This window comes from Bradyrhizobium embrapense (assembly GCF_001189235.2).
Taxonomy (GTDB): domain Bacteria; phylum Pseudomonadota; class Alphaproteobacteria; order Rhizobiales; family Xanthobacteraceae; genus Bradyrhizobium; species Bradyrhizobium embrapense.
The window spans coordinates 1-23,483 of the sequence record NZ_LFIP02000012.1 but is presented as its reverse complement, the minus strand read 5'-3'; the positions used below and the strand labels follow the sequence as shown (position 1 = coordinate 23,483).

Genomic DNA, 23,483 nt, shown 5'->3' with positions numbered 1-23,483 from the left:
GTCACGACCGCATCGCGGCGATCGCATCCGCGATTGCGATCGTGCGCTTGGCCATCTCGGCATGCAGGCGCTCGACCATGCGGCCGTCGAGCTGGATCGCACCGCGCGCGGCGTTCTCCGGCTGCTCGAACGCGGCGATGATCTTGCGGGCCTCGGCGACCTCGGCCTCAGGCGGCGTGAAGATCGCGTTGCAGGCATCGATATGGCTCGGATGGATCAGCGTCTTGCCGTCGAAGCCGAGATCGCGGCCCTGCGCGCATTCCTCGGCGAAGCCGTCGATATTGCTGATATCGCCATAGGGACCGTCGAGGATTTCGAGCCCGTGCGCGCGGGTCGCCAGGATGCAATGCGTGATCATCGGGATCATCGCCGCGCGGCCCGGCTTCATCCGGATCCGGGTTTCGCGCGCGATGTCGTTCGGCCCGAACACGAAGCCGGCGAGCCGGATTTCGGAATCCTTCGATGCCGCGGCAAGCTTGTCGGCGTCAAGCACGGCACGCGCGGTCTCGATCATGGCCCAGACCCGGATCGAGACGTCAGCGCCGCGCAGCCGGTCGGCGACAGCTTTCAAATCCTCGACGGTGGAGATCTTGGGAACCAGGATCCCGTCCGGCTGCGCCTTGCCGGCCATACCGATGTCGTCGACCCACCACGGGCTGTCGAGCGCGTTGATACGGATCAGGACCTCGCGCTTGCCAAAACCCTTGGCGGCGACCGCCTTGGCGATCTGCTCGCGGGCCACCGCCTTGGCGTCGGGGGCAACGGAATCCTCGAGGTCGAGGATGATGCCGTCCGCCGCCAGCGTGCGGGCCTTCTCCAGCGCCCGTGCATTCGATCCCGGCATGAACAACAGGCTGCGGCGCGGACGGGTCATCGGCATTCTCCAGGGGGCTCCGGGTCCGCCACTGTCCATTGTTTGGGCATTCGGCGGAACCATCGTTCAATGCTGCCGTATCATCTCAGGCGGCACGCCGAAAGTCTTGTTCCCGTCACCAGCATGTGGTTAGCCAGAGGCCATGAAATTCTTTCCGAAGCAGTTGATCGACGGCTACCGGACGTTCGCGACCCAGCGGTTGCCGACTGAACAGTCGCGATACCGGGACCTGTCGGAGCGCGGCCAGTTCCCCGAGACCATGGTGATCGGCTGCTGCGATTCCCGCGTCTCGCCGGAAGTGATCTTCGATGCCGGACCCGGCGAATTGTTCGTGGTCCGCAACATCGCCAATCTGGTTCCGGTCTATCAGCCCGACAGCAATGCCCACGGCGTCTCGGCCGCGCTCGAATATGCCGTGACCGTGCTGAAGGTGAAGAACATCGTGGTGCTGGGCCACGCCCAGTGCGGCGGCATCCGCGCCTTCATCGACAAGATCAAGCCGCTGACGCCCGGCGACTTCATCGGCAAATGGATGCAGATGTTCATCAAGCCGGGCGAGGTGGTCGAGCAGCGCGACCATGAGAGCATGCAGGACTTCGTCACCCGCATCGAGAAGGCCGCGGTATTCCGCTCGCTGGAAAACCTGATGACCTTCCCGTTTGTCCGCGAGCGCGTCGAAAGCGGCGAGATGCAGCTGCATGGCGCCTATTTCGGCGTCGCCGAGGGCTCGCTGTTCGTGCTCGACCGGGTCGCCAAGGAATTCATCAGCGTTGCCGATGCCGTGAAGGCCGGCGCGTAGCTGCGCGCGATCGGCTACTCATCACCGTGATAGCCGCCCCAGCGATCCGACAGCGCGAGCAGCAGCGCTGAGATCACGAACACCAGGTGCACCGCGACGAGCCAGGTCATCCGCGTCGCGTCGAACGCGGCATCGATGTTCAGGAACGCTTCCAGCACATGGATCGCGGAGATCGCGACGATCGACGCCAGCAGCTTCTGCTTCAGCCCGGCAAAATCGATTTTGGTGATCCAGATCGGCCAGTTCGGATTGCCCGACGTGTCGATGCGCGAGACGAAGTTCTCGTAGCCTGAAAACACCACGATCAGAATGAGGTTGGCGACCAGCGTGACGTCGATCAGCGCCAGCGCATCGAGGATGACTTCCGTCGATTTGTAGCCGGACGCATGCAGGACGAATTCCCAGAGCATGCGCGCGAATTTCAGCAGCAGCACGGCAAGCGCCACCACCAGGCCGACATAGAACGGCGCCATCAGCCAGCGGCTGTTGAACAGCACATATTCGAAGCCGCGCATGATGCGAGGCGTCGGAGGGCTCGATGGGGTGGGAGCCAACTGTTCCGACATGGTTGCGCCCCCCGTTGGTCCCCGTCCTTTAGGCCGCTTTCTGCTTCGCGGTGATCAGCTTGCGGTTGATCAGGACTTCCGCGATCTGGATCGCATTCAGCGCCGCGCCCTTGCGCAGATTGTCCGACACGCACCAGAACGACAGGCCGTTCTCCACGGTCGCATCCTCGCGGATGCGGCTGATATAGGTCGCATCCTCGCCGGCGGCCTCGTAGGGCGTGACGTAGCCGCCCGGCTCGTGCTTGTCGATCACGAGGCAGCCCGGCGCGTTGCGCAGGATGTTGCGTGCCTCGTCCGCCGTGATCGGGTTGGCGAACTCGACGTTGACGGCCTCGGAGTGGCTGACGAACACCGGCACGCGCACGCAGGTCGCGGTCAGCTTGATCTTCGGATCGAGGATCTTCTTGGTCTCCGCCATCATCTTCCACTCTTCCTTGGTGAAGCCGTCTTCCATGAAGACGTCGATCTGCGGAATGATGTTGAAGGCGATGCGCTTGGGAAACTTCTTATTGACCAGCTCGTCATTGGTGTAGACGGCCTTGGTCTGCGAGAACAATTCGTCCATCGCATCCTTGCCGGCGCCCGACACCGATTGATAGGTCGCGACCACGACGCGCGTGATCGTCGCCTTGTCGTGCAGCGGCTTCAGGGCGACGACGAGCTGCGCGGTCGAGCAGTTCGGGTTGGCGATGATGTTCTTCTTGGTGAAGCCAGCGGCTGCATCCGCGTTCACCTCTGGCACGATCAGCGGCACGTCCGGATCCATGCGCCAGGCCGAGGAATTATCGATCACGACCGCGCCGGCGGCGCCGATCTTGGGCGACCATTCCTTGGAGACCGAGCCGCCGGCCGACATCAGGCAGATGTCGATGTCGGAGAAGTCATAGTGCTCGAGCGCCTTCACCTTCAGGGTGCGGTCGCCATAGGAGACCTCGATGCCGACGCTGCGGCGCGAGGCCAGCACGACGACCTCGTCGGCGGGGAATTTGCGCTCGTCGAGAATGTTGAGCATTTCGCGCCCGACATTGCCGGTCGCTCCGACCACCGCGACTTTGTAACCCATCGTTCACTCTCCGACGAAAAATGCCCGTTTCCCCGTAACTCAAGGAAAGGGAAGAGGCAGCGCTTCTATGCGAGAAACCCTGTCAAGACAACGTTGCGCAAGCTTTTGAGCGTTTTGATGCGTTTATTTCGGGCCGATCCGGCCCCGCCCCATCATACGAGGAATCTGTCCGCGCTGACGAGCTTCGTCGATGAGGTCTACGCCACGCTCTCCGGGCTGTTCGCCTATGCCGCCGTGCTCGCGCTGTTCGCCGCCCTCGGCAGTTATCTATGGAAGCAACTGCCGGAGGCAACGGCGACGCCGGTCCCCGCCGCCGCAGGCTGGAGCCTGGCTGGCCGGCAGGCGCCTGCCTTCGCCGTGAGCAGGCTCGATCCGCGAGATAAAACAGAGACTTACGAAATCTTCCGGCATCCCGAGGGCGGCCGCAAGGACATCTTCCGCTGGACCGATGCCAACGGCGCACCGGCGGCCGAGCTGGAAATCTACCGCCCCGGCGGCGAGGCCATGGGATCCGCGGTTACCGAGATTGCCGGGCGGCTCGACCCGGGCGGCGTCCGCGACCTCGAGGCCGCCGGCATCGTCGACAGCAAGTTCGGCAGCGTCGCCCTGCTGCGTCCGGCGCGGCCGGACGGCAGCCGCGCCTGCCTCGGCTTCCTCAAGCAGGCCGATGCACCTGATTTGCGCATCTCGGGCTGGACCTGCCAGGGCGCCAGCCTGCCGGCCCAGCGCGCTGCGATCATTTGCATGCTGAACCGCCTGACCCTGCTGGCCGCGGGCAACGACCCAAGGCTCGCCGCGCTGTTCGCGCATGCCGAGCTGCGCCGCACCGACTGCGTTACCTCCGGCCCGCCTGCCCTGTCGGCCGACTGGGTGATAGGCAGCGAGAACCCGCTTCTGCGCGGCGCGCTTTGATGGCGAGACCGTGGCAACGTACTGGTTTTCATGAAACTTTTGCGCTTGGACACGCATTATCTCTGATGGTGTGGCGCAATTGACCTAGTGACGGCCTCCCACCATGGCTACAATGTGTTCCGAGTGATTTTGGCTGATGCGCCAGCCCCCAATGGGGGCCGTAATGACGAGGATGCGATGACCTTGAAATTCCCTGCCGCGAACAAGCTCGTGGTGTTGCTTGCCGCGGCTGCCGTCACCGCAACCGCGTTTGGCATGACCGCGGCCAGCGCGCAGCAGACCCCGAGCAAGCGCAAGCAGCAAGAGCAGTATGACCGTGACGGCCGCCGCTATTACGGCGCGCAGGGTCCGAACCGGGTCTATCAGCAGGGGCCGCGCACCCGGGTTTACGTCACCACGCGCTCCTGGCTCGACGCCGGCACCGAAGTGCTGCCCGGCGACCGCAAGTTCAACGACTACGCCTATCCGCCGGACGTCGGCTACCCGTCGTTCGCGCGCGAGAACAACAACCGTCCGATCGACCGCCAGCCGCTCAGCCCGCCGGCCGACCTCGGCGGCTATCCGCGGAATTTCCCGCTGTACTGAATTTCGGCTGATAGCCGATAAGAAAATGCCCGGCTCCGGCCGGGCATTTTTGTTTTGGGCTTCGTCATTCCGGGGCGAGCCGTTACGCGTGCAACTTCTGCAATTCGCTCAGGATTGCCTCGCCCATCTGCGCCGTGCTGACGGACGTGGTGCCCGCCGACTTGATGTCGGCGGTGCGCAATCCGCTGGCGAGCACGGCGGCGATCGCGGCATCGACCTTGTCGGCGAGATCGCCCATGCCGAAGGAATAGCGCAGCGCCATGCCGAACGAGGCGATCATCGCGATCGGATTGGCAAGGCCCTTGCCGGCAATGTCAGGCGCCGAGCCGTGCACAGGCTCGTACAATGCCTTGCGCTCCTTGGTCTTGGCGTCCTCCTTGCCGAGCGAGGCCGACGGCAGCAGGCCGAGCGAGCCCGTGAGCATCGCGGCGATATCGGACAGCATGTCGCCGAACAGATTGTCAGTCACGATGACGTCGAACTGCTTCGGCGTCTTGACGAGGTTCATGCCGCCGGAATCGGCGAGCTGATGCTCCAGCGTGACGTCCTTGTACTCGCGCGCATGGAGCTGGGTCATGACCTCGTTCCAGAGCACGCCGGACTTCATGACGTTGCGCTTTTCCATCGACGTCACCTTGTTCTTGCGCTTGCGCGCCAGCTCGAAGGCGACGCGGCCGATCCGCTCGATCTCGAAGGTGTCGTAGACCTGGGTGTCGATCGCGCGCTTCTGGCCATTGCCGAGATCGGTGATGGTCTTCGGCTCGCCGAAATAGACGCCGCCGGTAAGCTCGCGCACGATCATGATGTCGAGACCCTCGACCACCTCGCGCTTCAGGCTCGAAGCATCCGCCAGCGCCGGATAGCACACCGCCGGACGCAGGTTGGCGAACAGGCCAAGATCCTTGCGCAGCCGCAGCAGGCCGGCCTCGGGGCGCACCTCGTAGGGCACGCTGTCCCACTTCGGACCGCCGACCGCGCCGAAGATCACGGCGTCGGCCGCATTGGCCTTGGCCATGTCGGCTTCCGAGATCGACACCTTGTGCGCGTCATAGGCCGAGCCGCCGACCAGGCCCTGCTCGGTCTCGAATTTCGCGATGCCCTGCGCGTTCAGCCAGTCGATCAGGCGCTGCACCTCGGCCATCACTTCGGGGCCGATGCCGTCGCCGGGGAGAAGCAGCAGTTTATGGGTCGCCATGGTCGTTACCTCGCTCAATCGGGCATGCCCGCCATCATTCCGCGCGAGTGCTAAAACGCCCCGCACCGATTGGCAAGGCACCCCGGACAGGGCCAAAATGACCCGCAAAGAGCCAACCGCGCCCCAAGAGAAGCCAACAAGACGGACCTCATGACCGCAGCCATTATCTGCGCCTTCGCCTCGGCCATTTTCCTCGGCGCCGGCGTCGTGCTGGCGCAGCTTGGCCTGCGTACCGTCGAACCGCTGTCGGGCGCAGCGATCAGCGTGCCATCCTTCACCCTGCTATTCCTCATGCTGTCGCCGCTGATCCTGCATGGCGAGCCGATGGTCTGGCGCGGCCTGCCGATCTTCATGGCGATCGGCCTGTTCTTCCCGGCCTCGCTGACGCTCCTCACCTTCGCCTCGAACCGGGCGCTTGGACCTGTCATCACCTCGACATTGGGCAATCTGGCGCCGCTGCTTGCGGTCGCCGCCGCCGTGGTGCTGCTGCACGAGCCGCTCGCACCGCAACAGCTGATCGGGCTCGTGGTCGCGGTGGCCGGTGCCGCGATCATTACCGTGACCCGGCCGCGCGATCTCGGTCATTGGCGCAGCTGGGCCCTGCTGCTGCCGCTCGCCAGCGCGCTGGTGCGCGGCATCGTGCCGCCGATTGCCAAGCTCGGGCTGGCGATCTGGCCGAGCCCGCTATGGGCCTGCCTGGTTGGCTACATCATGTCCTCGCTGGTGGTGCTGACGGTGCAGCGCGTCCGCAAGGGCAGTTTCATGGTGCAGGCGCCGCGTGACGGCCGGTTCTGGTTTGCATTGACCGGAATCAGCAACGGGCTCAGTGCGCTCAGCCTGTTCGCCGCGGTCCGCAACGACCCGATCACGCTGGTGGCGCCGCTCGCTGCGATCTACCCGCTGGTGACCGTGGCGCTGAGCGCCGTCATGCTCAAGCATGTCGAGATCACCGCGCGGATCGTCGCCGGAACCCTGCTGACCGTGATCGGCGTCGCGCTGGTCCTGATCGCCTGATTGCCCGATCCGCAAGGCAGTGTTGCCGCCCACGGCGCTGGGCAGGACCGGCGCGGCCTGCCACAATGTCGATATTGCCGGAGTGAATTGTGAGAGCCCCCTCCCCAGCCTACCCGCATCCCGCGCGGCTGATCCTGATTTTGTCGCTCGCACCGACGGTCGGTCTCGGCATCGGCCGCTTCGCCTATTCGCTTGTTCTGCCCGACATGCGCGAGCAGCTGGCCTGGTCGTATTCGGCCGCCGGCTTCATGAACACGATCAATGCCGCCGGCTACCTGGTCGGCGCGCTGTTCGCCTCGCGCCTGATCCGGCGCTTCGGGCTGGCCGCGTCGGTGCGCTGGTCGACGCTGGCCTGCGTGCTCTCGCTGGCGCTGTGCGCCATATCAGGCAATTTCGCAGTGCTGAGCTTCGCCCGCCTGCTGGCCGGCTTCGCCGCCGCGTTCGGCTTCGTCGGCGGCGGCGCGCTCGCAGCAACCATCGCGCAATCACGGCCGGAGCGCGCGAATTTCCTGCTCAGCCTGTTCTATGCCGGGCCGGGCGTCGGCATCCTGGCATCCGGCCTGATCGCGCCGTTCGTGTTGCAGGGCTTTGGCGCCGGCTCATGGTGGATCGTGTGGTGGGCGATGACCTTGCTCTCCGCGATCATGATCGTGCCGCTGATGTTGGCGCCACTCCACGCCAATGCGATCGCCGGCGGCATCGTGCGTACCAAATTCGCCATCGCGCCGGTCCTGATCTACCTCACCGCCTACTTCCTGTTCGGCGCCGGCTACATCGCCTACATGACCTTCATGATCGCCTATGTCCGCGACGGCGGCGGTGGCGCAGCCGCACAGAGCGCGTTCTGGAGCCTGATCGGCATCAGCGCGTTCGTGACGCCATGGGTCTGGCGGCGCGTGCTGGCGCTCGACCGCGGCGGGCTCGCGACCACCATCATCCTCGGTGTCAACGCGCTCGGCGCGGCGCTGCCGATCTTCGGCCATTCGCCTCTGCTGCTCGCGATCTCGGCGCTGGTGTTCGGCGTCGCGTTCTTCGCCGTGGTCGGCTCGACCACCGCCTTCGTGCGCCTCAACTACCCACCGGAAGCCTGGCCGACCGCAATCGCGGCGATGACCATCGCCTTCGGCATCGGCCAGACGCTCGGCCCGATCGTAGTCGGCGCCATCACCGACGCGGTCGGCAGCCTGTCGTTTGCACTGAACGTCTCGGCCGCGATGCTGGCGTTGGGGGCGGTGCTGTCGGCGTTTCAGAAGAAATTGGACGTCGGAGGAACTGCGCGTGAGCGTCACGAATGAAGAGACCGGCCGTTTAGTCCGGAAAATCTGGTGGTCATCCTTGGATGAGATCGGGAATCTCGATCTCCAGCGACGGACGTGGCTCGATCCCAACAACAAGAACCCGCACTGGTCGTATGTCGAGTTCGTCTGCTCATATCCTGATACGGATGAATTAGAAGCAGGTCAGAAAAAGGGCTGGCTATCGCCCGCCGAGGCGACAATCCTAATCGAATTCGGCAAGACGCTTGCCGCCCACAAATCTCCAGCTGGAAATGATTACGACAACGCGGCCATCCTCGATGACCCCGCATGGCATGATGTCGTTCGATCTGCACAACAGGCCCTGCAGAAATTGACCAAGCTCCCTCGGCATCGATAGCGCGTGAGGCTTTCAAGGAGCGACATCAGTTCCCACTGAACGAGTTGTAGCCCTGGTCTTCCCAGTAGCCGCCCTTGTAGTCGTTGGTGACTTCCATCGAGAGCACGTATTTCGGGTTCTTGAAGCCGAGCTTGGTCGGCACCCTGATCTTCATCGGGAAGCCGTAGGCGCGCGGCAGGATCTGGTCGGCGAATTTGAACGTCATCTGGGTCTGCGGATGCAGCGCGGTACGCATGTCCAAAGGTGAATTATAGCCGTCCTTGTCGGCGCACTGGAACCAGACATATTTGGCGCGCGTGTCGGCACCGACCAGCTTGAGGAAATCGCGCAGCGGCGTGCCGGTCCAGCTGCCGATCGCGCTCCAGCCTTCGACGCAGATGTGGCGCGTCACCTGCTTCTCCTGCGGCAGCTTGTACAATTCGTCGAGCGTCCACGACTTCTTGTTCTCGACCAGCCCGCGCACCTCGAGCTTCCAGTCCGCGCCTGCGATCTCGGGCGCATCGTCGAGATCGTAATAGGCGTTGAACGGAAACGGCTTGGTGATCATGCTCTCGGGGAAGGTCGGGGCCAGCGCATCCGGATTGAACATCCAGGCCTGCACGGCGTCGTTGAACTTCGAGACCTTCTTCAGCAATTCCTCCGCCGACGACGAATCGACCACGTCGCAGCCGGTCAACAGCGTCAAGGCGCCGAGGCTGGTGCCGGCCGTGATGAAGCGGCGGCGCGTCAGCTCCGGCATCGTCTTCACTGCGTCGCGCACAAGCAGCTTCTTGTCGACGCCAGGGATCAGGAGTTTTCTGAGACGACGCATGGTGACCTCCCTCAGCGCCCGATGATCATGGCGCGCAGGCTCTTCGGCACCAGCAGCGCGAGCGCAACATGGATCACCAGGAAGGCGACGATCAGCGCCATGCAGGTGAAGTGGACATAGCGCGCGATGTCGTAGCCGCCGAACAGCGATACCAGCCAATGCAACTGCACCGGCTTCCACATCGACAAGCCGGACAGCACGATGACGACGCCGACGGTAATGATGCCGGCATAGAGCAGCTTCTGCACCGAATTGTACTTGCTGAGATCGTCATGCGAGAGCTTGAAGGTCAGCGCCGCCTTGGTGTCGGCAATCACGCCGCCAGGGGTGATCGGCAGCAGCTTCTTGCGGAAGCGGCCGGTGGCGAAGCCAAGCGCCAGATAGATCAGGCCGTTGACCATCAAAAGCCACATCGCCGCGAAATGCCAGAGCAGCGCGCCGCCGAGCCAGCCGCCGAGCGTGATGCTGTGCGAGAAGGTGAAGCCGAACAGCGGCGAGGCGTTGTAGATCTGCCAGCCGGACATGATCATCAGGATCATCGCGAACGCGTTGATCCAGTGCACCAGCCGCACCCAGACCGGCTGAATCACCTTCGCGGGCGCCGCGGTCTCTGCCTGGTGGTCACTGACGGCAAGGCTCGTCATGGAATGTCTCTGCTTATGGTCGTTACCGGCTTATACGCCGGGAACCGGCGGTCCGTTACGGGGTCGCGCATCATCAGTTCGATATATGCCAGTTCGCACGGTCACAAAAATGCGAGCCGGAGCGAGGCTCCGGCTCACTGTCTTGCAGGTCGGTCCAGGGACTAAATCGGGCCGCGGGGTGTTACGTCGCCGGCATCAGCACGGTGTCGACCACGTGGATCACGCCGTTCGACTGGTTGACATTGGAGATCGTCACCATCGAGGTGCCGCCCTTGGCATCGACGATCCAGACCTTGCCGTCCTGGTGCTTCACGGTCAGTTCCTCGCCTTCGGCGGTCTTCAGCTTCTTGCCGTCGGTGAGGTCGGAGGCTTCGAGCTTGCCGGGCACCACATGGTAGGTGAGGATCTTGGTCAGCGTCGTCTTGTTCTCGGGCTTGACCAAATTGTCGACGGTTCCGGCCGGCAGCTTGCCGAACGCGGCGTTGGTCGGCGCGAACACCGTGAACGGCCCCTTGCCTTCCAGCGTGCCAACCAGACCGGCGGCCTTCACCGCGGCGACGAGGGTGGTGTGGTCCTTCGAATTGACGGCGTTCTGAATGATGTTCTTCGATGGGAACATCGCGGCACCACCGACCATCACGGTCTTCTCCTCGGCGCGGACCGGCGCCACGACGGTGGCGGTGATCGCGAGCGCGCTGAAGGCGGCGGCGGCAAGATAGGCAATACGCTTCGACATGGTTCGTCTCCCGATGGGCAATCTGGCCGGCTCAGTTTCGCCGGCGATGAAGGGGCAACAACGGCGCGGGTTGGATGGTGTGTGCGTCGTCGTCGACCTGAGCTACGGCAGGTTTTCCGGGCGGTTTCCGGAAATAACTCTTTGTGATTCCTGAAACCGGGCGGGACGCGCTTCGTACATGCGGCGCTTTACGCAGCGCGCCCGCGCATTCCACTCAACGGAATGGACGCGTGCGCTGCCGCGAGCAATTCGCTTGCCGCTATGCTGCAATTGGTTCAGCCTGAGATTGCGGTGCGGCTTCGCCGCAGGCAGTCGTGGGGATGCCAATCATGAGCAGCATGACGGCGGACGGGTGCGCCGCGCCTGCGGTCAACGATGCCGACGGCGACGTCGGCCCGCTCGAGCAGAAGCATCTGCAATACGCCAACTACCGCGCCGTCGCCGGCAGCACCGAGCTGACGAAAACCCATTGGCACATCGCCACCGCCAACGCGCTCGGCTGGGGCTTCGACGGCATGGACGGCGTGATCTTCGCGCTGATCTCGCCGATGGTGATCGAGGAATTCCAGCTCAGCCTGCCGGAATACCGTTCAGGCATGCAGATCGCGCTGTTCGTCGGCATCGCCGGGCTCTATTTCTGGCCGTGGCTCGCCGACCGCTACGGCCGCCGCACGCTGCTCGCCGTCAACATCGCGCTGTTCTCGCTTCTGATGCCGGTCGCGGCGCTCTCGCCGACCTTTACGGTGTTCGTGATCGCGCGCTCGCTGTTGTTCTTCGCGCTCAACGGCGAATGGTCGCTCGGCTCGATGCTGGTGGCGGAGACCTGGCCGGCCCGCCTGCGCGGCCGCGTCATCAGCATCACGCGCTCGGCCTGGTGCATCGGCGCCACGCTTGCCGGCGCGATCACCGGCCTCGTCGCCGCCAATTTCGGCTGGCGTATCGCCGTGATGGTGCCCGGCGCGATCGCGCTGCTCGCGATCTATATCCGCTCCACCTGTCCGGAATCGCCCTATTGGGTGCGGTCGCAGGATCGCAAGCGGCGCATCTCGGAAACGCTGGCGCGCGGCGGCACGGTGGGCGCCGATGACAGCGCCTGGTTCGGCAAGGCCAAGTCAGTCGGCATCCGCCAGGTGTTCATGCCCGACGTGCTGCCTTCGACGCTCGTCGCGCTGTTCGTGGCCTGCGCCTCGACCTGCATCTACGGCACGGTCGGCGCCTGGATGCCGCTTTACCTCTCGACCGAGAAGCACTGGTCGACCGCCGAATACAGCCTGTTCTACGTGTTTTACGGACTGTGCGGCTTCCTCGGCCTGTGCCTGGTCGGCTGGCTGATCGACAAGGTCGGCCGCCGCCGCACCTTCATCATCACCCTGATCGAGGGCGCGATCTTCATGACGCTCTGGGTTTATTCCGAGGATCGCGTGCTGCTGTGGACGTTCGGACTTCTCTGGTGTCTCGGCTTCCTCGGCTTCTGGGGCCCGAGCACGACGCTGACCGCGGAGATCTTCCCGACCCGCATCCGCGGCGCCGCCAACGGCGTGGTCTGGGCGATCGCCTATTTCGTCGGCTTCGTGCTATTCCCGTTCGTCTCGATCGCGCTCCAGCAGCGCACCGGCTCGTTCGCGCTGGCGTTCCTCTGCATCCCCGTGCTGATGATCGCGATGGCGGTCGGCGTGTTCTTTTGCGTGCCGGAGCATACCGGCAAGGAGCTGAACGAGATCAGCGAGTGAGCATGTAGCCCGGATGGAGCAAAGCGAAATCCGGGCTACAAGGCTTGATCCGGGCTACGTAAGTCAACCTCCCCTTGAAAAGGGGAGGTCGCTTTGCTCGCACGCAGAGCAAAGCGGGTGGGGATCAGCTCTCTCCACCAGCAGTGTCGCCTGTGGCCGACCCCCATCCCGACCTTCCCCCTTGCAGGGGGAAGGAGGAGACCTAGTCCCGGTTCGCCGGCGTCTGAATGAATCCGCGGTTGTGGGTCGGGCTGATCAGGATCTCGTTCACGCAGACCCGCGCCGGCATGCTGGCGACGAAGGCGATGGTGCGGCCGCAATCTTCCGGCTGCAGCATCTTGGCCTGCTCGGCCTCGCTCGGCACCACCGGCCGCTGCTTCAGAATCGGGGTTGCGACCTCGCCCGGCGACAGGCAGCAGGCGCGCAGGCCGTTGACGCATTCGTCCATGTTGAAGGAATGGGTCAGCGCCAGCACCGCATGCTTGGTCGTGGTGTAGGCCGGACCCGGCATCTTCGAGACGTGGCGGCCGGCCCAGGAGGCGACGTTGATGATGCAGCCGTCCTGCTGCTTGCGCATCGTCGGCAGCACGGCGCGCATGCAATACAGCACGCCGTTGAGATTGACCTCGACCAGCTTGTCCCAGCCCTCCAGTTCCATGTCGGCCCAGCTGCGCTTCGGCACGTTGATGCCGGCGCTATTGACCAAAAGGTCGATGCGGCCGTGCTTGGCGACGATCGCCTCAGCTGCCTTGTTGACGGCGGTCTTGTTGCTGACATCGAGCGCGATCGCCTCGGCCTTGCCGCCCTTTTTCGCGATGTTGGCCACCACGCGGTCGAGCTCTTCCTTGCGACGGCCGGACACCACCACGGTCCAGCCGTCCGCAGCCAGGAATTCCGCCCCGGATTCGCCGATTCCAGTGCCGCCACCGGTGACCCAGGCCACGCGTTTCCCATTATTTGTCATGCAAACTGTCTCCGTTGCTTTCCGAAGGGCGTTTTTGCTAATCCAGCCGGACCTTTACCGGCGCTTTCGCCCCTCAGGGGATGTTGCATGAACACGACCACCAACGCCAACCTGTTTTCCCGCCTGTTCGACGGCCTCGACGACCCCAATCGGCTCGCGATCGAGCAGCTCGACGGCAGCCGCATCTCCTATGGCGATTTGATCGCGCGCGCGGGCCAGATGGCGAACGTGCTGGTGGAGCGCGGCGTCAAGCCGGGCGACCGCGTCGCGGCGCAGACCGAGAAGTCGGTTTCGGCGCTGGTGCTCTATCTCGCCACCGTGCGCGCCGGCGGCGTCTATCTGCCGCTCAACACCGCCTACACGCTGAACGAGCTCGAATACTTCATCACCGACGCCGAGCCGTCGCTGGTGGTCTGCGATCCGTCCAAGCTGGACGGCATCATGGCGATCGCCGCCAAGGTGGGGGCGAAGGTCGAAACGCTCGATTCCAGCGGCAAGGGCTCGCTGACCGAGACCGCCGACAAGGCGCCGAAGGACTTCGCCACGGTGCCGCGCGGCAATGACGACCTCGCCGCGATCCTCTACACGTCGGGCACCACCGGCCGCTCCAAGGGCGCGATGCTGTCGCACGACAATCTAGCGTCGAACTCCTACTCGCTGGTCGATTACTGGCGCTTCACCGACAAGGACGTGCTGATCCACGCGCTGCCGATCTATCACACCCACGGCCTGTTCGTGGCGAGCAACGTGACGCTGTTCTCGCGCGCCTCGATGATCTTTCTGCCGAAGTTCGATCCGGACGCGATCCTGAAGCTGATGGCCCGCGCCACCGTGATGATGGGCGTGCCGACCTTCTACACCCGCCTGTTGCAGAACCCCGGCCTGAACAAGGACGCCACCAAACACATGCGGCTGTTCATCTCGGGCTCCGCGCCGCTGCTCGCCGACACCCACCGCGAATGGTCCGCGCGCACCGGCCACGCCGTGCTCGAGCGCTACGGCATGACCGAAACCAACATGAACACGTCGAATCCCTATGACGGCGACCGCGTGCCCGGCGCGGTCGGCTTCCCGCTACCCGGCGTTTCGGTGCGGGTCACCGATCCCGAGACCGGCAAGGAGCTCGCGCGGGAGACCATCGGCATGATCGAGGTCAAGGGCCCGAACGTGTTCCAGGGCTATTGGCGGATGCCGGAGAAGACCAAAGCCGAATTCCGCGCCGACGGCTTCTTCATCACGGGCGACCTCGGCAAGATCGACGACAAGGGCTACGTCCACATCCTCGGCCGCGGCAAGGATCTCGTGATCTCCGGCGGCTTCAACGTCTACCCGAAGGAGATCGAGAGCGAGATCGACGCCATGCCCGGCGTGATCGAATCCGCCGTGATCGGCGTGCCGCATGCCGATTTCGGCGAAGGCGTCACCGCCGTCCTCGTCTGCAACAAGGGCGCCGATATCAGCGAGGCCTCGGTGCTGAAGGCGCTCGACGGGCGGCTCGCCAAATTCAAGATGCCCAAGCGCGTCTTCGTCGTCGACGAATTGCCGCGCAACGCGATGGGCAAGGTGCAGAAGAATATTCTGCGCGATACGTATAAGGATATCTACGCGAAGTAGCTCGGTGTCGCAGCCTGCCTGTCTTCTCCTTCTGCAAGGGGGAAGGTCGGGATGGGGGTCAGCCGCAGACCTGCTGCAAGCCGAGAGAGCAGATCCCCACCCGCTTTGCTCTGGCGAGCAAAGCGACCTCCCCTTTTCAAGGGGAGGTTATGCGCCGCCCAACAGACTGATCACGAACCGTCCGCCGACGATGAAGAGATAGGCCCCGAACGCCACCTCCAGCGCCCGCTTCGACAGCGCGTGCGCGACCTTGACGCCGAGCGGCGCGGTGACCAGCGTGGTCGGCATCACCAGCAGCGCTCCGATCAGCGAGACGTAGCCGAGCGCGAACGGCAGCTGCAGCGCCGTAACATCGGGAAAGCGCGCGGCGGCGGGCCAGCCGGCATAGACGTAGCCGAGCGCGCCGGGGATCGAGATCAGCACCGCGAGCGCTGACGACGTCGCGACCGCCTGATGGATCGGCCGGCCATAGAAAGTCATCAGCAAGTTGGCGAACAGGCCGCCGCCGATCCCCATCAGCGTCGACAGCAAGCCGACGAAGAAGCCGTAGACGCGCATCAGAAATCCCTTCGGCACGTCGTCGCCGAACTTCCAGGTCTCGCGCGCCAGCAGCAGCCGTGCCGCCGCCGACCAGGCCACCAGCACGAACACGATCTTGAACAGCGGCTCCGGCGCGAAGCGCGCGGTGACACTGCCGGCGGCGACGCCGATCACGATCGGCAGCCACCAGCGCTTCAGGATCTCCATATCGACCGCGCCGCGGCGATAGTGGGCGCGAAACGAGCTCAGCGAGGTCGGGATGATGATCGCGAGCGAGGTACCGATGCAGAGCGGCATCCGCACTTCGAGCGGCACGCCGGCGAGGCGAAAGCATTCGTAGAACACCGGCACCAGGATCGCGCCACCGCCGATGCCGAACAGGCCGGCGAGAAATCCGGACAGCGCGCCGACCGCGATCAGCAGCAGCGCAAGCTCGAGCAACTCCCTGGGATCGAGGCCGGCCATTGTCCTTTTCGTGCAGCATCAGGTTGGTGTCGCCAGAGCGGATGCTTCGGCGGCGTCTCGCGACTGTCGCTCGCGAGCAATAACCGCTTTTCAGGTTCGGGAGTATCGGTGCGACTGCGCAGGACCTCATGCAGATCTCGCGTGCGTCCTCCTATCGACGTACGAAGGCGAATCGCGAATTCCGCATATCCGGTCGGCTCTGAATGAATGGCCTGGAGACGTTGGTTGATGCGCTGCGGTATCGCGCCGGCATCGTCCGCATGCCGGCTCCGACATCTGCAGTCTGGCCGCGTCAGTGGCCGGTCGCGGCGTGCCGTTCGGCCGCAAGCCGCCAGCGACTCCAGTGCAACTGCGTTTCGCCCGTCACGCGGAGCGGCGCCTAAGATCAGGGCAACAGCCAATTATCCGGTGGAACAATGGGGCAAATCGACGCCTCACGCCCCCTCCGCGCGGCCTTCAGCTCGCTGGGTGATGTCATGATCATAGATTCATTTTTTGGTTCGAGCGATCTTGCATATCGTATACCACACTGCGGATCAACCAGAATTCGGCAACTCTAACAATGAACTTCGGTTCGACCGAAGGCTATTTGGCCGTTGCGCGGCGGGGTGCGACTCCGTAAATAGAACTCCTCTACCGCGTTCCCCGATGGGCCGGCCGCGGTCCCTCACACCATAAAGCCCGCCGATGACCGCCAGGATCGAACGACCGCTTTCACCCCATTTGCAGACCTACCGGTGGACGCTGACGATGGCGCTGTCCATCGTCCACCGCGCCACAGGTGTGGCACTCTATTTCGGCACCCTGCTGCTCGCATGGTGGCTGATCGCAGCCGCCTCCGGCCCCACCGCCTATGCCAACGTCCAGGCCTTCACCGGCAGCGCGATCGGCAAGCTGATCGTGTTCGGCTACACATGGGCGCTGATGCACCATCTGTGCAGCGGCATCCGGCATTTCGTCTGGGACCTCGGCTACGGCTTCAAGGCCAATGAGCGCGAAGCTCTGACCTGGGGCGCGCTGGTCGCCGGCATCGCGCTGACCGTGCTGGTCTGGATCATTGCCTACGCGGTTGGAGGTGGACGATGAGCGGCCCCTCTTCGATGCGCACGCCGCTGGAGCGCGTCCGCGGCCTCGGCTCCGCCCACACCGGCACCGGCGATTTCTGGCGCCAGCGGCTTACCGCGGTGGCGATGACGCTGCTGATCGTTCCCGTGATCGTCGTGGTGATCATGCTGATCGGCCGCAACCATGCCGGCGCGGCACAGATCCTCGGCTCGATCCCGATCGCCATCATCCTGCTGCTCTTCATCGTCGCCAGCACCTGGCACATGAAGATCGGCATGCAGGTCGTGATCGAAGACTACATCCACAACGAGAAGCTGAAGATCGCCAGCGTGATGGCGAACAACTTCTTCTGCGTCGCGGTCGCATTGGCCTCGATCTACGCAATCCTTAAATTGTCGTCGGGAGTATAACCCATGGCCGGTGAAGGAAACGGCAAGGCCACCAACGGCAGTGGCCCGGCCACCAATGGCAAGGCCTATCCGATCCAGGACCACACCTACGACGTCGTCGTGGTCGGCGCCGGCGGCGCGGGCCTGCGCGCCGTGGTCGGCTGCTCGGAAGCGGGCCTACGCACCGCCTGCATCACCAAGGTGTTCCCGACCCGCTCGCACACCGTTGCGGCGCAGGGCGGCATCTCGGCCTCGCTCGGCAACATGCATCCGGACGACTGGCGCTGGCACATGTACGACACCGTGAAGGGGTCGGACTGGCTCGGCGATCAGGACGCGATCGAATACATGGTGCGCAACGCGCCCGACGCGGTCTACGAGCTCGAGCATTGGGGCGTGCCGTTCTCGCGCACCGAGGACGGCAAGATCTATCAGCGCCCGTTCGGCGGCATGACCATGGACTACGGCAAGGGCCAGGCCCAGCGCACCTGCGCGGCCGCGGACCGCACCGGGCACGCCATGCTGCACACGATGTATGGCCAGTCGCTGCGCCACTCGGCCGAGTTCTTCATCGAATTCTTCGCCATCGACCTGATCATGGACGACCAGGGCGTCTGCCGCGGCGTGATCGCGCTCAAGCTCGATGACGGCACGCTGCATCGCTTCCGCGCCCAGACCACGATTCTCGCGACCGGCGGCTATGGCCGCGCCTATGCCTCCTGCACCTCGGCGCACACCTGCACCGGCGACGGCGGCGGCATGGTGTTGCGCGCCGGACTGCCGCTGCAGGACATGGAGTTCGTCCAGTTTCATCCGACCGGCATCTACGGCTCGGGCTGTCTCGTCACCGAGGGTGCGCGCGGCGAAGGCGGCTATCTCGTCAATTCCGAGGGCGAGCGCTTCATGGAGCGCTATGCGCCGTCGGCCAAGGACCTCGCCTCGCGTGACGTCGTCTCGCGCGCGATGACGATCGAGATCCGCGAAGGCCGCGGCGTCGGCAAGAAGAAGGATCACATCTTCCTGCACCTCGATCACCTCGATCCGAAGGTGCTGCACGAGCGGCTGCCGGGCATCTCCGAATCGGCGAAGATCTTCGCCAATGTCGACGTCACCCGCGAGCCGATCCCGATCGTGCCGACCGTGCACTACAACATGGGCGGCATCGCCACCAACTATCACGCCGAGGTGCTAACCAAGCGCAACGGCGACGACAATTCGGTGGTGCCGGGCCTGATGGCGATCGGCGAAGCCGCCTGCGTCTCGGTGCACGGCGCCAACCGCCTCGGCTCCAACTCGCTGATCGACCTCGTGGTGTTCGGCCGCGCCGCGGCGCTGCGCCTTGCCGACAAGCTGACGGCGAACGCCAAGCAGCCGGAGCTGCCGAAGGATTCGGCCGACCTCGCGCTCGGCCGGCTCGATCGCTTCCGCCACGCCTCCGGCGGCACGCCGACCGCGAAGCTGCGCGACAGCATGCAGCATGTGATGCAGAACAATTGCGCGGTGTTCCGCACCGGCGACGTGCTGCATGAAGGCCAGAACCTGATTCACAAGGTCTATGGCGGCGTCGGCGACATCTCGGTGTCGGACCGCTCGCTGGTGTGGAATTCCGACCTGGTCGAGACGCTGGAGTTCGACAATCTGATCGTGCAGGCGATCGTGACGATGGATTCGGCGGCGAACCGCACCGAAAGCCGCGGCGCGCATGCGCGCGAAGATTTCTCGACCCGCGACGACAAGAACTGGATGAAGCACACGCTGACCTGGATCGATCCGGCCGGCAAGACCGCGATCGATTATCGTCCGGTCCACGACTACACGATGACCAATGATGTGCAGTACATCCCGCCGAAGGCGCGGGTCTACTGAGAACGAAGGCGAGCAAGCATGGTTGAATTCGCACTTCCAAAGAATTCGAAGATTTCCGGCGGCAAGACCTGGCCGAAGCCGGCCGGCGCCACAGAGACGCGCGAATTCCGGGTGTATCGCTGGAACCCGGACGACGGGAAGAATCCGAGCGTCGACACCTATTATGTCGATACCCATGATTGCGGTCCGATGGTGCTGGACGGCCTGATCTGGATCAAGAACCACATCGACCCGACGCTGACCTTCCGCCGCTCATGCCGCGAAGGCGTCTGCGGTTCCTGCGCGATGAACATCGACGGCCAGAACACCTTGGCCTGCACCAAGTCGATGCACGACGTCGGCGCCGGCGGCGCCGTCAAGGTCAATCCGCTGCCGCACCAGCCGGTGGTCAAGGACCTCGTCCCCGACCTCACCAATTTCTACGCCCAGTATGCCTCGATCGAGCCGTGGCTGAAGACCACGACGCCGACGCCGCAGAAGGAGTGGAGGCAGAGCCACGAGGACCGCGAGAAGCTCGACGGTCTCTACGAGTGCATACTGTGCGCCTGCTGCTCGACCTCCTGCCCGAGCTACTGGTGGAACAGCGAGCGCTTCCTCGGTCCCGCCGCGCTGCTGCAGGCCACGCGCTGGGTCACCGATTCCCGCGACGAAGCGACCGGCGAGCGGCTCGACAATCTCGAGGATCCGTTCCGCCTCTATCGCTGCCACACCATCATGAACTGCGCCAAGGCGTGTCCGAAGGGCCTCAATCCCTCGGAAGCGATCGCCGAGCTCAAGTTCAAGATGGTCGAACGCCAGATCTGATCCGACCCGATCGCGGCTGCCGCTGCTGGTATCAGCGGGCAGCCGCCCCGGCCCGGATCAGGATATCGGAGCCGACCGCCTCGACTCCCGGCTTGCGGAGATCGAGCGCGACGTCGACGATGCTGTGATCCTCCGGATCCATCGTCACGGTGAAGCCGAGATCGCGGCACATCCCGATCATCGTGGTGTTCTCGGTCAGCACCTGGCCGGACAGCCGCTTCAATCCCTCCGATCGCGCATAGTGGATCAGGAGCTGCATCAGCGCCCAACCGAGCCCTTTGCCCTTGAGATCGGACTGCAGCAGGATCGCGTATTCGGCGTTTTCGTACAGCGAGTCCGAATGCAGCCGGACCGCCCCCATCATCTCGCCGGTCGCCGGATCGAGCGCCACAAACGCCATCGCGCGCGCATAGTCGAGCTGGGTCAGGCGCGCGATGAAGGCGTGCGAGAATTCCTTCATCGCGTGGAAGAAGCGCAGCCTGAGATCTTCGGCGGTGACGCGCTTGAAGAACTCGGCGATCATCGGCTCGTCCTCCGGCCGCATCGGCCGCACCACGACGCGCGAGCCGTCGCGCAGCGCAAGCTCGCCCTCCCATTGCGACGGATAGGGCCTGACCGCCAATCTGGTTTGACCGGCGAACAGCCGCGCCGGCTTGCGGATCGCCACCCGCGCATCGAGCGCGAGCACACCGGTCTGGTCCGCCAGCATCGGATTGATGTCGAGGCCGGCAACCTCGGGAATGTCGGCCGCCATCTGCGCCAGCTTGACCAAAGTGAGCGGCACCACATCGGCCGGAACAGCGGGCACATCGCCATAGCCACCGAGCAGCCGCGAGACTCGCGTGCGTCCGACCAGCTCGCGAGCGAGATTCATGTCGAGCGGCGGCAGCGCCAGCGCCTTGTCGTTGATCACCTCGACCGCAGGGCCGCCGCGGCCGAACACGATCACCGGCCCGAAGGTCGGATCGTCGGCGATGCCGAGGATCAGTTCGCGCGCCGCGCGCCGCACGATCATCGGCTGGATCGTCACGCCTTGCAGGGTGGCATCGGGCCGCGCGCTGCGTGCCCGCTGCATGACTGTGCGGGCGGCCTCGACGACACTTTCCCTGGTGCGCAGGTCGAGGATGACGCCGCCGACATCAGCCGCGTGCCTGATGTCGCGCGAGAACACCCTGACCACGATCGCATGCCCTTCGGCGAGGAACGGCGCCGCCTTCTCGGCCGCGTCCTCCGCATTGTCGGCGACGACCGTCGTCACGATCGGAATGCGATAGGCCTCGAACAGAGTGACGATCTCGGCCGGATCGAGCCAGGCGCGCCCTTCCGACAACGCGTTTACGACCACGTGCCGCGCCGCGGCCGTCTCCGGCGTGAACACCGATGCGACGCCAGGCGGGGTCGCGGCGAGCGCGGTGGAGGCCTCGCGATAGCGCACCAGATACATGAAGGCGCGCACCGCATCGTCCTCGGTCGGGAAGTGCGGAATCCGCGCCGCCTCGAAGATCGCGCCGGTGCGCTCATCGGCGCCGACCCACGCCGCAAGCACCAGTGCTGCCACCGCACTCCGCTTCGTCCTACGCTCACGCACGCATTGCGCCACCGCCTCGGCAATGCCATCGGCCGGCGCCACCGCCGTCTCGACATTCGCGACCAGCACCGCATCGCTGTTCGGGTCATCGAGCAGCGCGTTGAGCGCCACCACGTAGCGGGCAGCATCGGCATCGCCCGCGATGTCGACTGGATTGGCGCATGACCAACCCGGCGGCAGCATCTTGTCGAGCCGCTCGATCGTCTCCGTCGTCAGTGTCGCGGGAACGCCGCCGAGCTCGGCCAGCCGATCGGTGGCGAGGATGCCGAGCCCGCCGCCATTGGTCAGGATCGCGAGCCGGTTGCCGCGCGGCACGAAGCCACGGCCGAGCAGCTCGGCGCAATCGAACAGCTGGCGAAGATCGTAGACCCGCAGCACACCGGCGCGGCGGAACGCGGCGTCATAGACCGCATCGGAGCCGGCCAGCGCCCCGGTGTGGGTCGCGGCGGCCCTTGCCCCCTCCGCCATCCGGCCCGACTTGACGATGACGACCGGCTTCATGCGCGCGGCGGCGCGCGCCGCCGACATGAACTTGCGCGCGTCCTTGACCGCTTCGAGGTAGATCAGGATCGCGCCGGTGTGATCGTCGAGCGCGAAATAATCCAGGAGGTCGGCGACGTCGACATCGAGCTGGTCGCCGATCGAGGCGATACCGGAGAAGCCGAGCCGCCGTTCCGCCGCCCACTCGATCATCGCCGACGCGACCGCGCCGGACTGCGAGATCAGTGCAACATGGCCATCGGACGGCTGATGCGAGGCGAAGCTCGCATTGAGCTTCGCACGCGGCACCATGATTCCGAGGCAATTCGGCCCGAGCAGGCGCATGCCGTGCCGCCGCGCCGCCTGCTCCACGATCTCCGCGAGCGAGCCTGCGCCATGGCCGAGACCGGCCGACAGGATCGCAGCACCGGCAACCCCGGCGAGCCCGGCCTCCGCGACGATCTCCGGGATCGCCGCCGCCGGTGCGCTGATGACGACGAGGTCCGGAACGAACGGAAGCGACTTCAGGTCGGCAACGGTGGGCTCGCCGTCAACATCGGCATAGTGCCGATTGACGATGCCGACCTTGCCGGCGAAGCCGCTCGCCTTGAGGTTTCGCAGCACCGCCGCGCCGAGCGACGACGGGCGGGGGCTGCCGCCGGCAATGGCGATGCTTCGAGGCGAAAATAGCCGCTCCAGGCCGTACGTCGACATTGCAAGGTCTCGCAGGGAACCCGTGGATGCGCGCAAGGCGCCCCGAACGAACTCTACTGCGTCGCCCGCCCGGTTGCACCCATTGCCGCCGCGACAGAACGCAACGGCCCGGCTAGAGCATGATTGGTTCATGTTGAAGCGTATCCGGCGTTTGCGATGTAGTTGGCGCATTCCTGGGGCGTGAAGCAGTTGAGTAGAGCGCCGATGCGCATCCAGGTTGCTTCGACGGTTCGCTCGGCAGCTTTTCGGAGCAAGGTCTTGAGCTTGGCGAAGACCTGCTCGATCGGATTGAGATCCGGGCTGTAGGGCGGCAAGAAGAACAACTTTGCGCCGGCGGCGCGGATGGCGCGACGGACGGTCTTGCCTTTGTGACTGCCGAGGTTGTCGATGATGACAATGTCGCCAGGCT

23 protein-coding genes are annotated in these 23,483 nt (G+C 64.8%); 12 read left to right on the top strand and 11 right to left on the bottom strand.

Translation table 11 applies throughout. The features are described 5' to 3' along the window. Window position 1: 1 nt before the first annotated feature. A complete protein-coding gene (locus tag AKN83_RS33775) occupies window positions 2–874 on the bottom strand; it encodes an HpcH/HpaI aldolase/citrate lyase family protein (RefSeq protein ID WP_050402545.1) in 873 nt (290 codons plus the stop codon). A gap of 142 nt (window positions 875–1,016) precedes the next feature. Here AKN83_RS33775 and AKN83_RS33770 point away from each other — a divergent pair, with 142 nt between their 5' ends. After that, window positions 1,017–1,673 (top strand): carbonic anhydrase, encoded by a 657-nt coding sequence (locus AKN83_RS33770; RefSeq protein WP_050402527.1) that lies wholly within the window; start codon window positions 1,017–1,019, stop codon window positions 1,671–1,673. Between the two features lie 14 nt (window positions 1,674–1,687). Here AKN83_RS33770 and AKN83_RS33765 read toward each other — a convergent pair whose 3' ends face one another. Together AKN83_RS33765 and AKN83_RS33760 are read right to left on the bottom strand one after the other, a co-directional pair. Continuing rightward, window positions 1,688–2,239, bottom strand: a complete 552-nt coding sequence (locus tag AKN83_RS33765) for a TIGR00645 family protein (RefSeq protein ID WP_050402526.1) — start codon at window positions 2,237–2,239, stop codon at window positions 1,688–1,690. 28 nt (window positions 2,240–2,267) lie between these two features. Continuing rightward, window positions 2,268–3,302 carry an aspartate-semialdehyde dehydrogenase gene (locus AKN83_RS33760; protein ID WP_050402525.1) on the bottom strand — a complete coding sequence of 345 codons (1,035 nt, stop codon included), beginning with the start codon at window positions 3,300–3,302 and terminating at the stop codon, window positions 2,268–2,270. Between the two features lie 117 nt (window positions 3,303–3,419). Between AKN83_RS33760 and AKN83_RS33755 the strand changes: the two genes are divergently transcribed. Further along, complete coding sequence (locus AKN83_RS33755) at window positions 3,420–4,214, top strand: hypothetical protein (protein ID WP_050402524.1); 795 nt, start codon at window positions 3,420–3,422, stop codon at window positions 4,212–4,214. 177 nt (window positions 4,215–4,391) lie between these two features. Continuing rightward, window positions 4,392–4,799 carry a hypothetical protein gene (locus AKN83_RS33750; RefSeq protein WP_050402523.1) on the top strand — a complete coding sequence of 136 codons (408 nt, stop codon included), beginning with the start codon at window positions 4,392–4,394 and terminating at the stop codon, window positions 4,797–4,799. Window positions 4,800–4,881: 82 nt separating this feature from the next. Here AKN83_RS33750 and leuB read toward each other — a convergent pair whose 3' ends face one another. Continuing rightward, window positions 4,882–5,994, bottom strand: a complete 1,113-nt coding sequence (gene leuB / locus AKN83_RS33745; RefSeq protein WP_050402522.1) for a 3-isopropylmalate dehydrogenase — start codon at window positions 5,992–5,994, stop codon at window positions 4,882–4,884. A 150-nt stretch (window positions 5,995–6,144) separates the two neighbouring features. Here leuB and AKN83_RS33740 point away from each other — a divergent pair, with 150 nt between their 5' ends. The 3 genes from AKN83_RS33740 to AKN83_RS40190 all read left to right on the top strand — a co-directional run bounded on the left by AKN83_RS33740 (window position 6,145) and on the right by AKN83_RS40190 (window position 8,664). Continuing rightward, window positions 6,145–7,008 carry an EamA family transporter gene (locus tag AKN83_RS33740; RefSeq protein ID WP_050402521.1) on the top strand — a complete coding sequence of 288 codons (864 nt, stop codon included), beginning with the start codon at window positions 6,145–6,147 and terminating at the stop codon, window positions 7,006–7,008. A gap of 89 nt (window positions 7,009–7,097) precedes the next feature. Then, a complete protein-coding gene (locus AKN83_RS33735) occupies window positions 7,098–8,303 on the top strand; it encodes a YbfB/YjiJ family MFS transporter (protein WP_050402520.1) in 1,206 nt (401 codons plus the stop codon). Next, on the top strand, window positions 8,287–8,664 hold the full coding sequence (locus AKN83_RS40190) for a hypothetical protein (RefSeq protein ID WP_157113696.1): 378 nt from the start codon (window positions 8,287–8,289) through the stop codon (window positions 8,662–8,664). The genes AKN83_RS33735 and AKN83_RS40190 overlap by 17 nt, the downstream gene beginning before the upstream one ends. Window positions 8,665–8,689: 25 nt before the next feature. Here AKN83_RS40190 and AKN83_RS33730 read toward each other — a convergent pair whose 3' ends face one another. The 3 genes from AKN83_RS33730 to AKN83_RS33720 form a co-directional block, all read right to left on the bottom strand. Further along, window positions 8,690–9,475, bottom strand: a complete 786-nt coding sequence (locus AKN83_RS33730; RefSeq protein ID WP_050402519.1) for a molybdopterin-binding protein — start codon at window positions 9,473–9,475, stop codon at window positions 8,690–8,692. Window positions 9,476–9,486: 11 nt separating this feature from the next. Further along, window positions 9,487–10,119, bottom strand: coding sequence for a cytochrome b/b6 domain-containing protein (locus AKN83_RS33725; RefSeq protein WP_050402518.1), 633 nt, complete (start codon window positions 10,117–10,119; stop codon window positions 9,487–9,489). A 181-nt stretch (window positions 10,120–10,300) separates the two neighbouring features. After that, window positions 10,301–10,855 (bottom strand): fasciclin domain-containing protein, encoded by a 555-nt coding sequence (locus tag AKN83_RS33720; protein ID WP_050402517.1) that lies wholly within the window; start codon window positions 10,853–10,855, stop codon window positions 10,301–10,303. Window positions 10,856–11,184: 329 nt separating this feature from the next. Here AKN83_RS33720 and AKN83_RS33715 point away from each other — a divergent pair, with 329 nt between their 5' ends. Beyond that, window positions 11,185–12,585: an MFS transporter gene (locus tag AKN83_RS33715; protein ID WP_050402516.1), complete on the top strand. Its 1,401-nt coding sequence runs from the start codon at window positions 11,185–11,187 to the stop codon at window positions 12,583–12,585. A gap of 202 nt (window positions 12,586–12,787) precedes the next feature. Here AKN83_RS33715 and AKN83_RS33710 read toward each other — a convergent pair whose 3' ends face one another. Further along, window positions 12,788–13,549, bottom strand: a complete 762-nt coding sequence (locus AKN83_RS33710) for an SDR family oxidoreductase (RefSeq protein ID WP_050402515.1) — start codon at window positions 13,547–13,549, stop codon at window positions 12,788–12,790. 87 nt (window positions 13,550–13,636) lie between these two features. Here AKN83_RS33710 and AKN83_RS33705 point away from each other — a divergent pair, with 87 nt between their 5' ends. Beyond that, window positions 13,637–15,163 carry a malonate--CoA ligase gene (locus AKN83_RS33705; RefSeq protein ID WP_050402514.1) on the top strand — a complete coding sequence of 509 codons (1,527 nt, stop codon included), beginning with the start codon at window positions 13,637–13,639 and terminating at the stop codon, window positions 15,161–15,163. A 147-nt stretch (window positions 15,164–15,310) separates the two neighbouring features. Here AKN83_RS33705 and AKN83_RS33700 read toward each other — a convergent pair whose 3' ends face one another. Next, window positions 15,311–16,168, bottom strand: a complete 858-nt coding sequence (locus AKN83_RS33700) for a sulfite exporter TauE/SafE family protein (RefSeq protein ID WP_050402513.1) — start codon at window positions 16,166–16,168, stop codon at window positions 15,311–15,313. A 687-nt stretch (window positions 16,169–16,855) separates the two neighbouring features. Between AKN83_RS33700 and sdhC the strand changes: the two genes are divergently transcribed. From sdhC to AKN83_RS33680, 4 genes are read left to right on the top strand one after another with little or no spacing between them, the layout of a single operon-like run. Then, the gene (gene sdhC / locus AKN83_RS33695; protein WP_050402512.1) at window positions 16,856–17,254 is read left to right on the top strand and encodes a succinate dehydrogenase, cytochrome b556 subunit; all 399 of its coding nucleotides are present in this window, start codon (window positions 16,856–16,858) and stop codon (window positions 17,252–17,254) included. 14 nt (window positions 17,255–17,268) lie between these two features. Further along, window positions 17,269–17,643, top strand: a complete 375-nt coding sequence (gene sdhD, locus AKN83_RS33690; RefSeq protein WP_083992366.1) for a succinate dehydrogenase, hydrophobic membrane anchor protein — start codon at window positions 17,269–17,271, stop codon at window positions 17,641–17,643. A gap of 3 nt (window positions 17,644–17,646) precedes the next feature. Next, window positions 17,647–19,488: a succinate dehydrogenase flavoprotein subunit gene (gene sdhA / locus AKN83_RS33685; RefSeq protein WP_050402510.1), complete on the top strand. Its 1,842-nt coding sequence runs from the start codon at window positions 17,647–17,649 to the stop codon at window positions 19,486–19,488. Window positions 19,489–19,506: 18 nt separating this feature from the next. Then, the gene (locus AKN83_RS33680; RefSeq protein WP_050402509.1) at window positions 19,507–20,292 is read left to right on the top strand and encodes a succinate dehydrogenase iron-sulfur subunit; all 786 of its coding nucleotides are present in this window, start codon (window positions 19,507–19,509) and stop codon (window positions 20,290–20,292) included. Between the two features lie 31 nt (window positions 20,293–20,323). Here AKN83_RS33680 and AKN83_RS33675 read toward each other — a convergent pair whose 3' ends face one another. Continuing rightward, the gene (locus tag AKN83_RS33675) at window positions 20,324–23,074 is read right to left on the bottom strand and encodes a bifunctional acetate--CoA ligase family protein/GNAT family N-acetyltransferase (protein ID WP_050402508.1); all 2,751 of its coding nucleotides are present in this window, start codon (window positions 23,072–23,074) and stop codon (window positions 20,324–20,326) included. A 128-nt stretch (window positions 23,075–23,202) separates the two neighbouring features. Further along, on the bottom strand, window positions 23,203–23,483 hold a 281-nt coding region (locus tag AKN83_RS33670), incomplete at its 5' end, for a transposase (protein WP_172803659.1).

Excerpts from the sequence above, each read along its gene's own strand:
- AKN83_RS33775 (WP_050402545.1), bottom strand. The coding sequence starts at position 874 with ATGACCCGTCCGCGCCGCAGCCTGTTGTTCATGCCGGGATCGAATGCA.
- AKN83_RS33770 (WP_050402527.1), top strand. The coding sequence starts at position 1,017 with ATGAAATTCTTTCCGAAGCAGTTGATCGACGGCTACCGGACGTTCGCG.
- AKN83_RS33765 (WP_050402526.1), bottom strand. The coding sequence starts at position 2,239 with ATGTCGGAACAGTTGGCTCCCACCCCATCGAGCCCTCCGACGCCTCGC.
- AKN83_RS33760 (WP_050402525.1), bottom strand. The coding sequence starts at position 3,302 with ATGGGTTACAAAGTCGCGGTGGTCGGAGCGACCGGCAATGTCGGGCGC.
- AKN83_RS33755 (WP_050402524.1), top strand. The coding sequence starts at position 3,420 with ATGCGTTTATTTCGGGCCGATCCGGCCCCGCCCCATCATACGAGGAAT.
- AKN83_RS33750 (WP_050402523.1), top strand. The coding sequence starts at position 4,392 with ATGACCTTGAAATTCCCTGCCGCGAACAAGCTCGTGGTGTTGCTTGCC.
- leuB (WP_050402522.1), bottom strand. The coding sequence starts at position 5,994 with ATGGCGACCCATAAACTGCTGCTTCTCCCCGGCGACGGCATCGGCCCC.
- AKN83_RS33740 (WP_050402521.1), top strand. The coding sequence starts at position 6,145 with ATGACCGCAGCCATTATCTGCGCCTTCGCCTCGGCCATTTTCCTCGGC.
- AKN83_RS33730 (WP_050402519.1), bottom strand. The coding sequence starts at position 9,475 with ATGCGTCGTCTCAGAAAACTCCTGATCCCTGGCGTCGACAAGAAGCTG.
- AKN83_RS33725 (WP_050402518.1), bottom strand. The coding sequence starts at position 10,119 with ATGACGAGCCTTGCCGTCAGTGACCACCAGGCAGAGACCGCGGCGCCC.
- AKN83_RS33720 (WP_050402517.1), bottom strand. The coding sequence starts at position 10,855 with ATGTCGAAGCGTATTGCCTATCTTGCCGCCGCCGCCTTCAGCGCGCTC.
- AKN83_RS33715 (WP_050402516.1), top strand. The coding sequence starts at position 11,185 with ATGAGCAGCATGACGGCGGACGGGTGCGCCGCGCCTGCGGTCAACGAT.
- AKN83_RS33710 (WP_050402515.1), bottom strand. The coding sequence starts at position 13,549 with ATGACAAATAATGGGAAACGCGTGGCCTGGGTCACCGGTGGCGGCACT.
- AKN83_RS33705 (WP_050402514.1), top strand. The coding sequence starts at position 13,637 with ATGAACACGACCACCAACGCCAACCTGTTTTCCCGCCTGTTCGACGGC.
- AKN83_RS33700 (WP_050402513.1), bottom strand. The coding sequence starts at position 16,168 with ATGGCCGGCCTCGATCCCAGGGAGTTGCTCGAGCTTGCGCTGCTGCTG.
- sdhC (WP_050402512.1), top strand. The coding sequence starts at position 16,856 with ATGACCGCCAGGATCGAACGACCGCTTTCACCCCATTTGCAGACCTAC.
- sdhD (WP_083992366.1), top strand. The coding sequence starts at position 17,269 with ATGCGCACGCCGCTGGAGCGCGTCCGCGGCCTCGGCTCCGCCCACACC.
- sdhA (WP_050402510.1), top strand. The coding sequence starts at position 17,647 with ATGGCCGGTGAAGGAAACGGCAAGGCCACCAACGGCAGTGGCCCGGCC.
- AKN83_RS33680 (WP_050402509.1), top strand. The coding sequence starts at position 19,507 with ATGGTTGAATTCGCACTTCCAAAGAATTCGAAGATTTCCGGCGGCAAG.
- AKN83_RS33675 (WP_050402508.1), bottom strand. The coding sequence starts at position 23,074 with ATGTCGACGTACGGCCTGGAGCGGCTATTTTCGCCTCGAAGCATCGCC.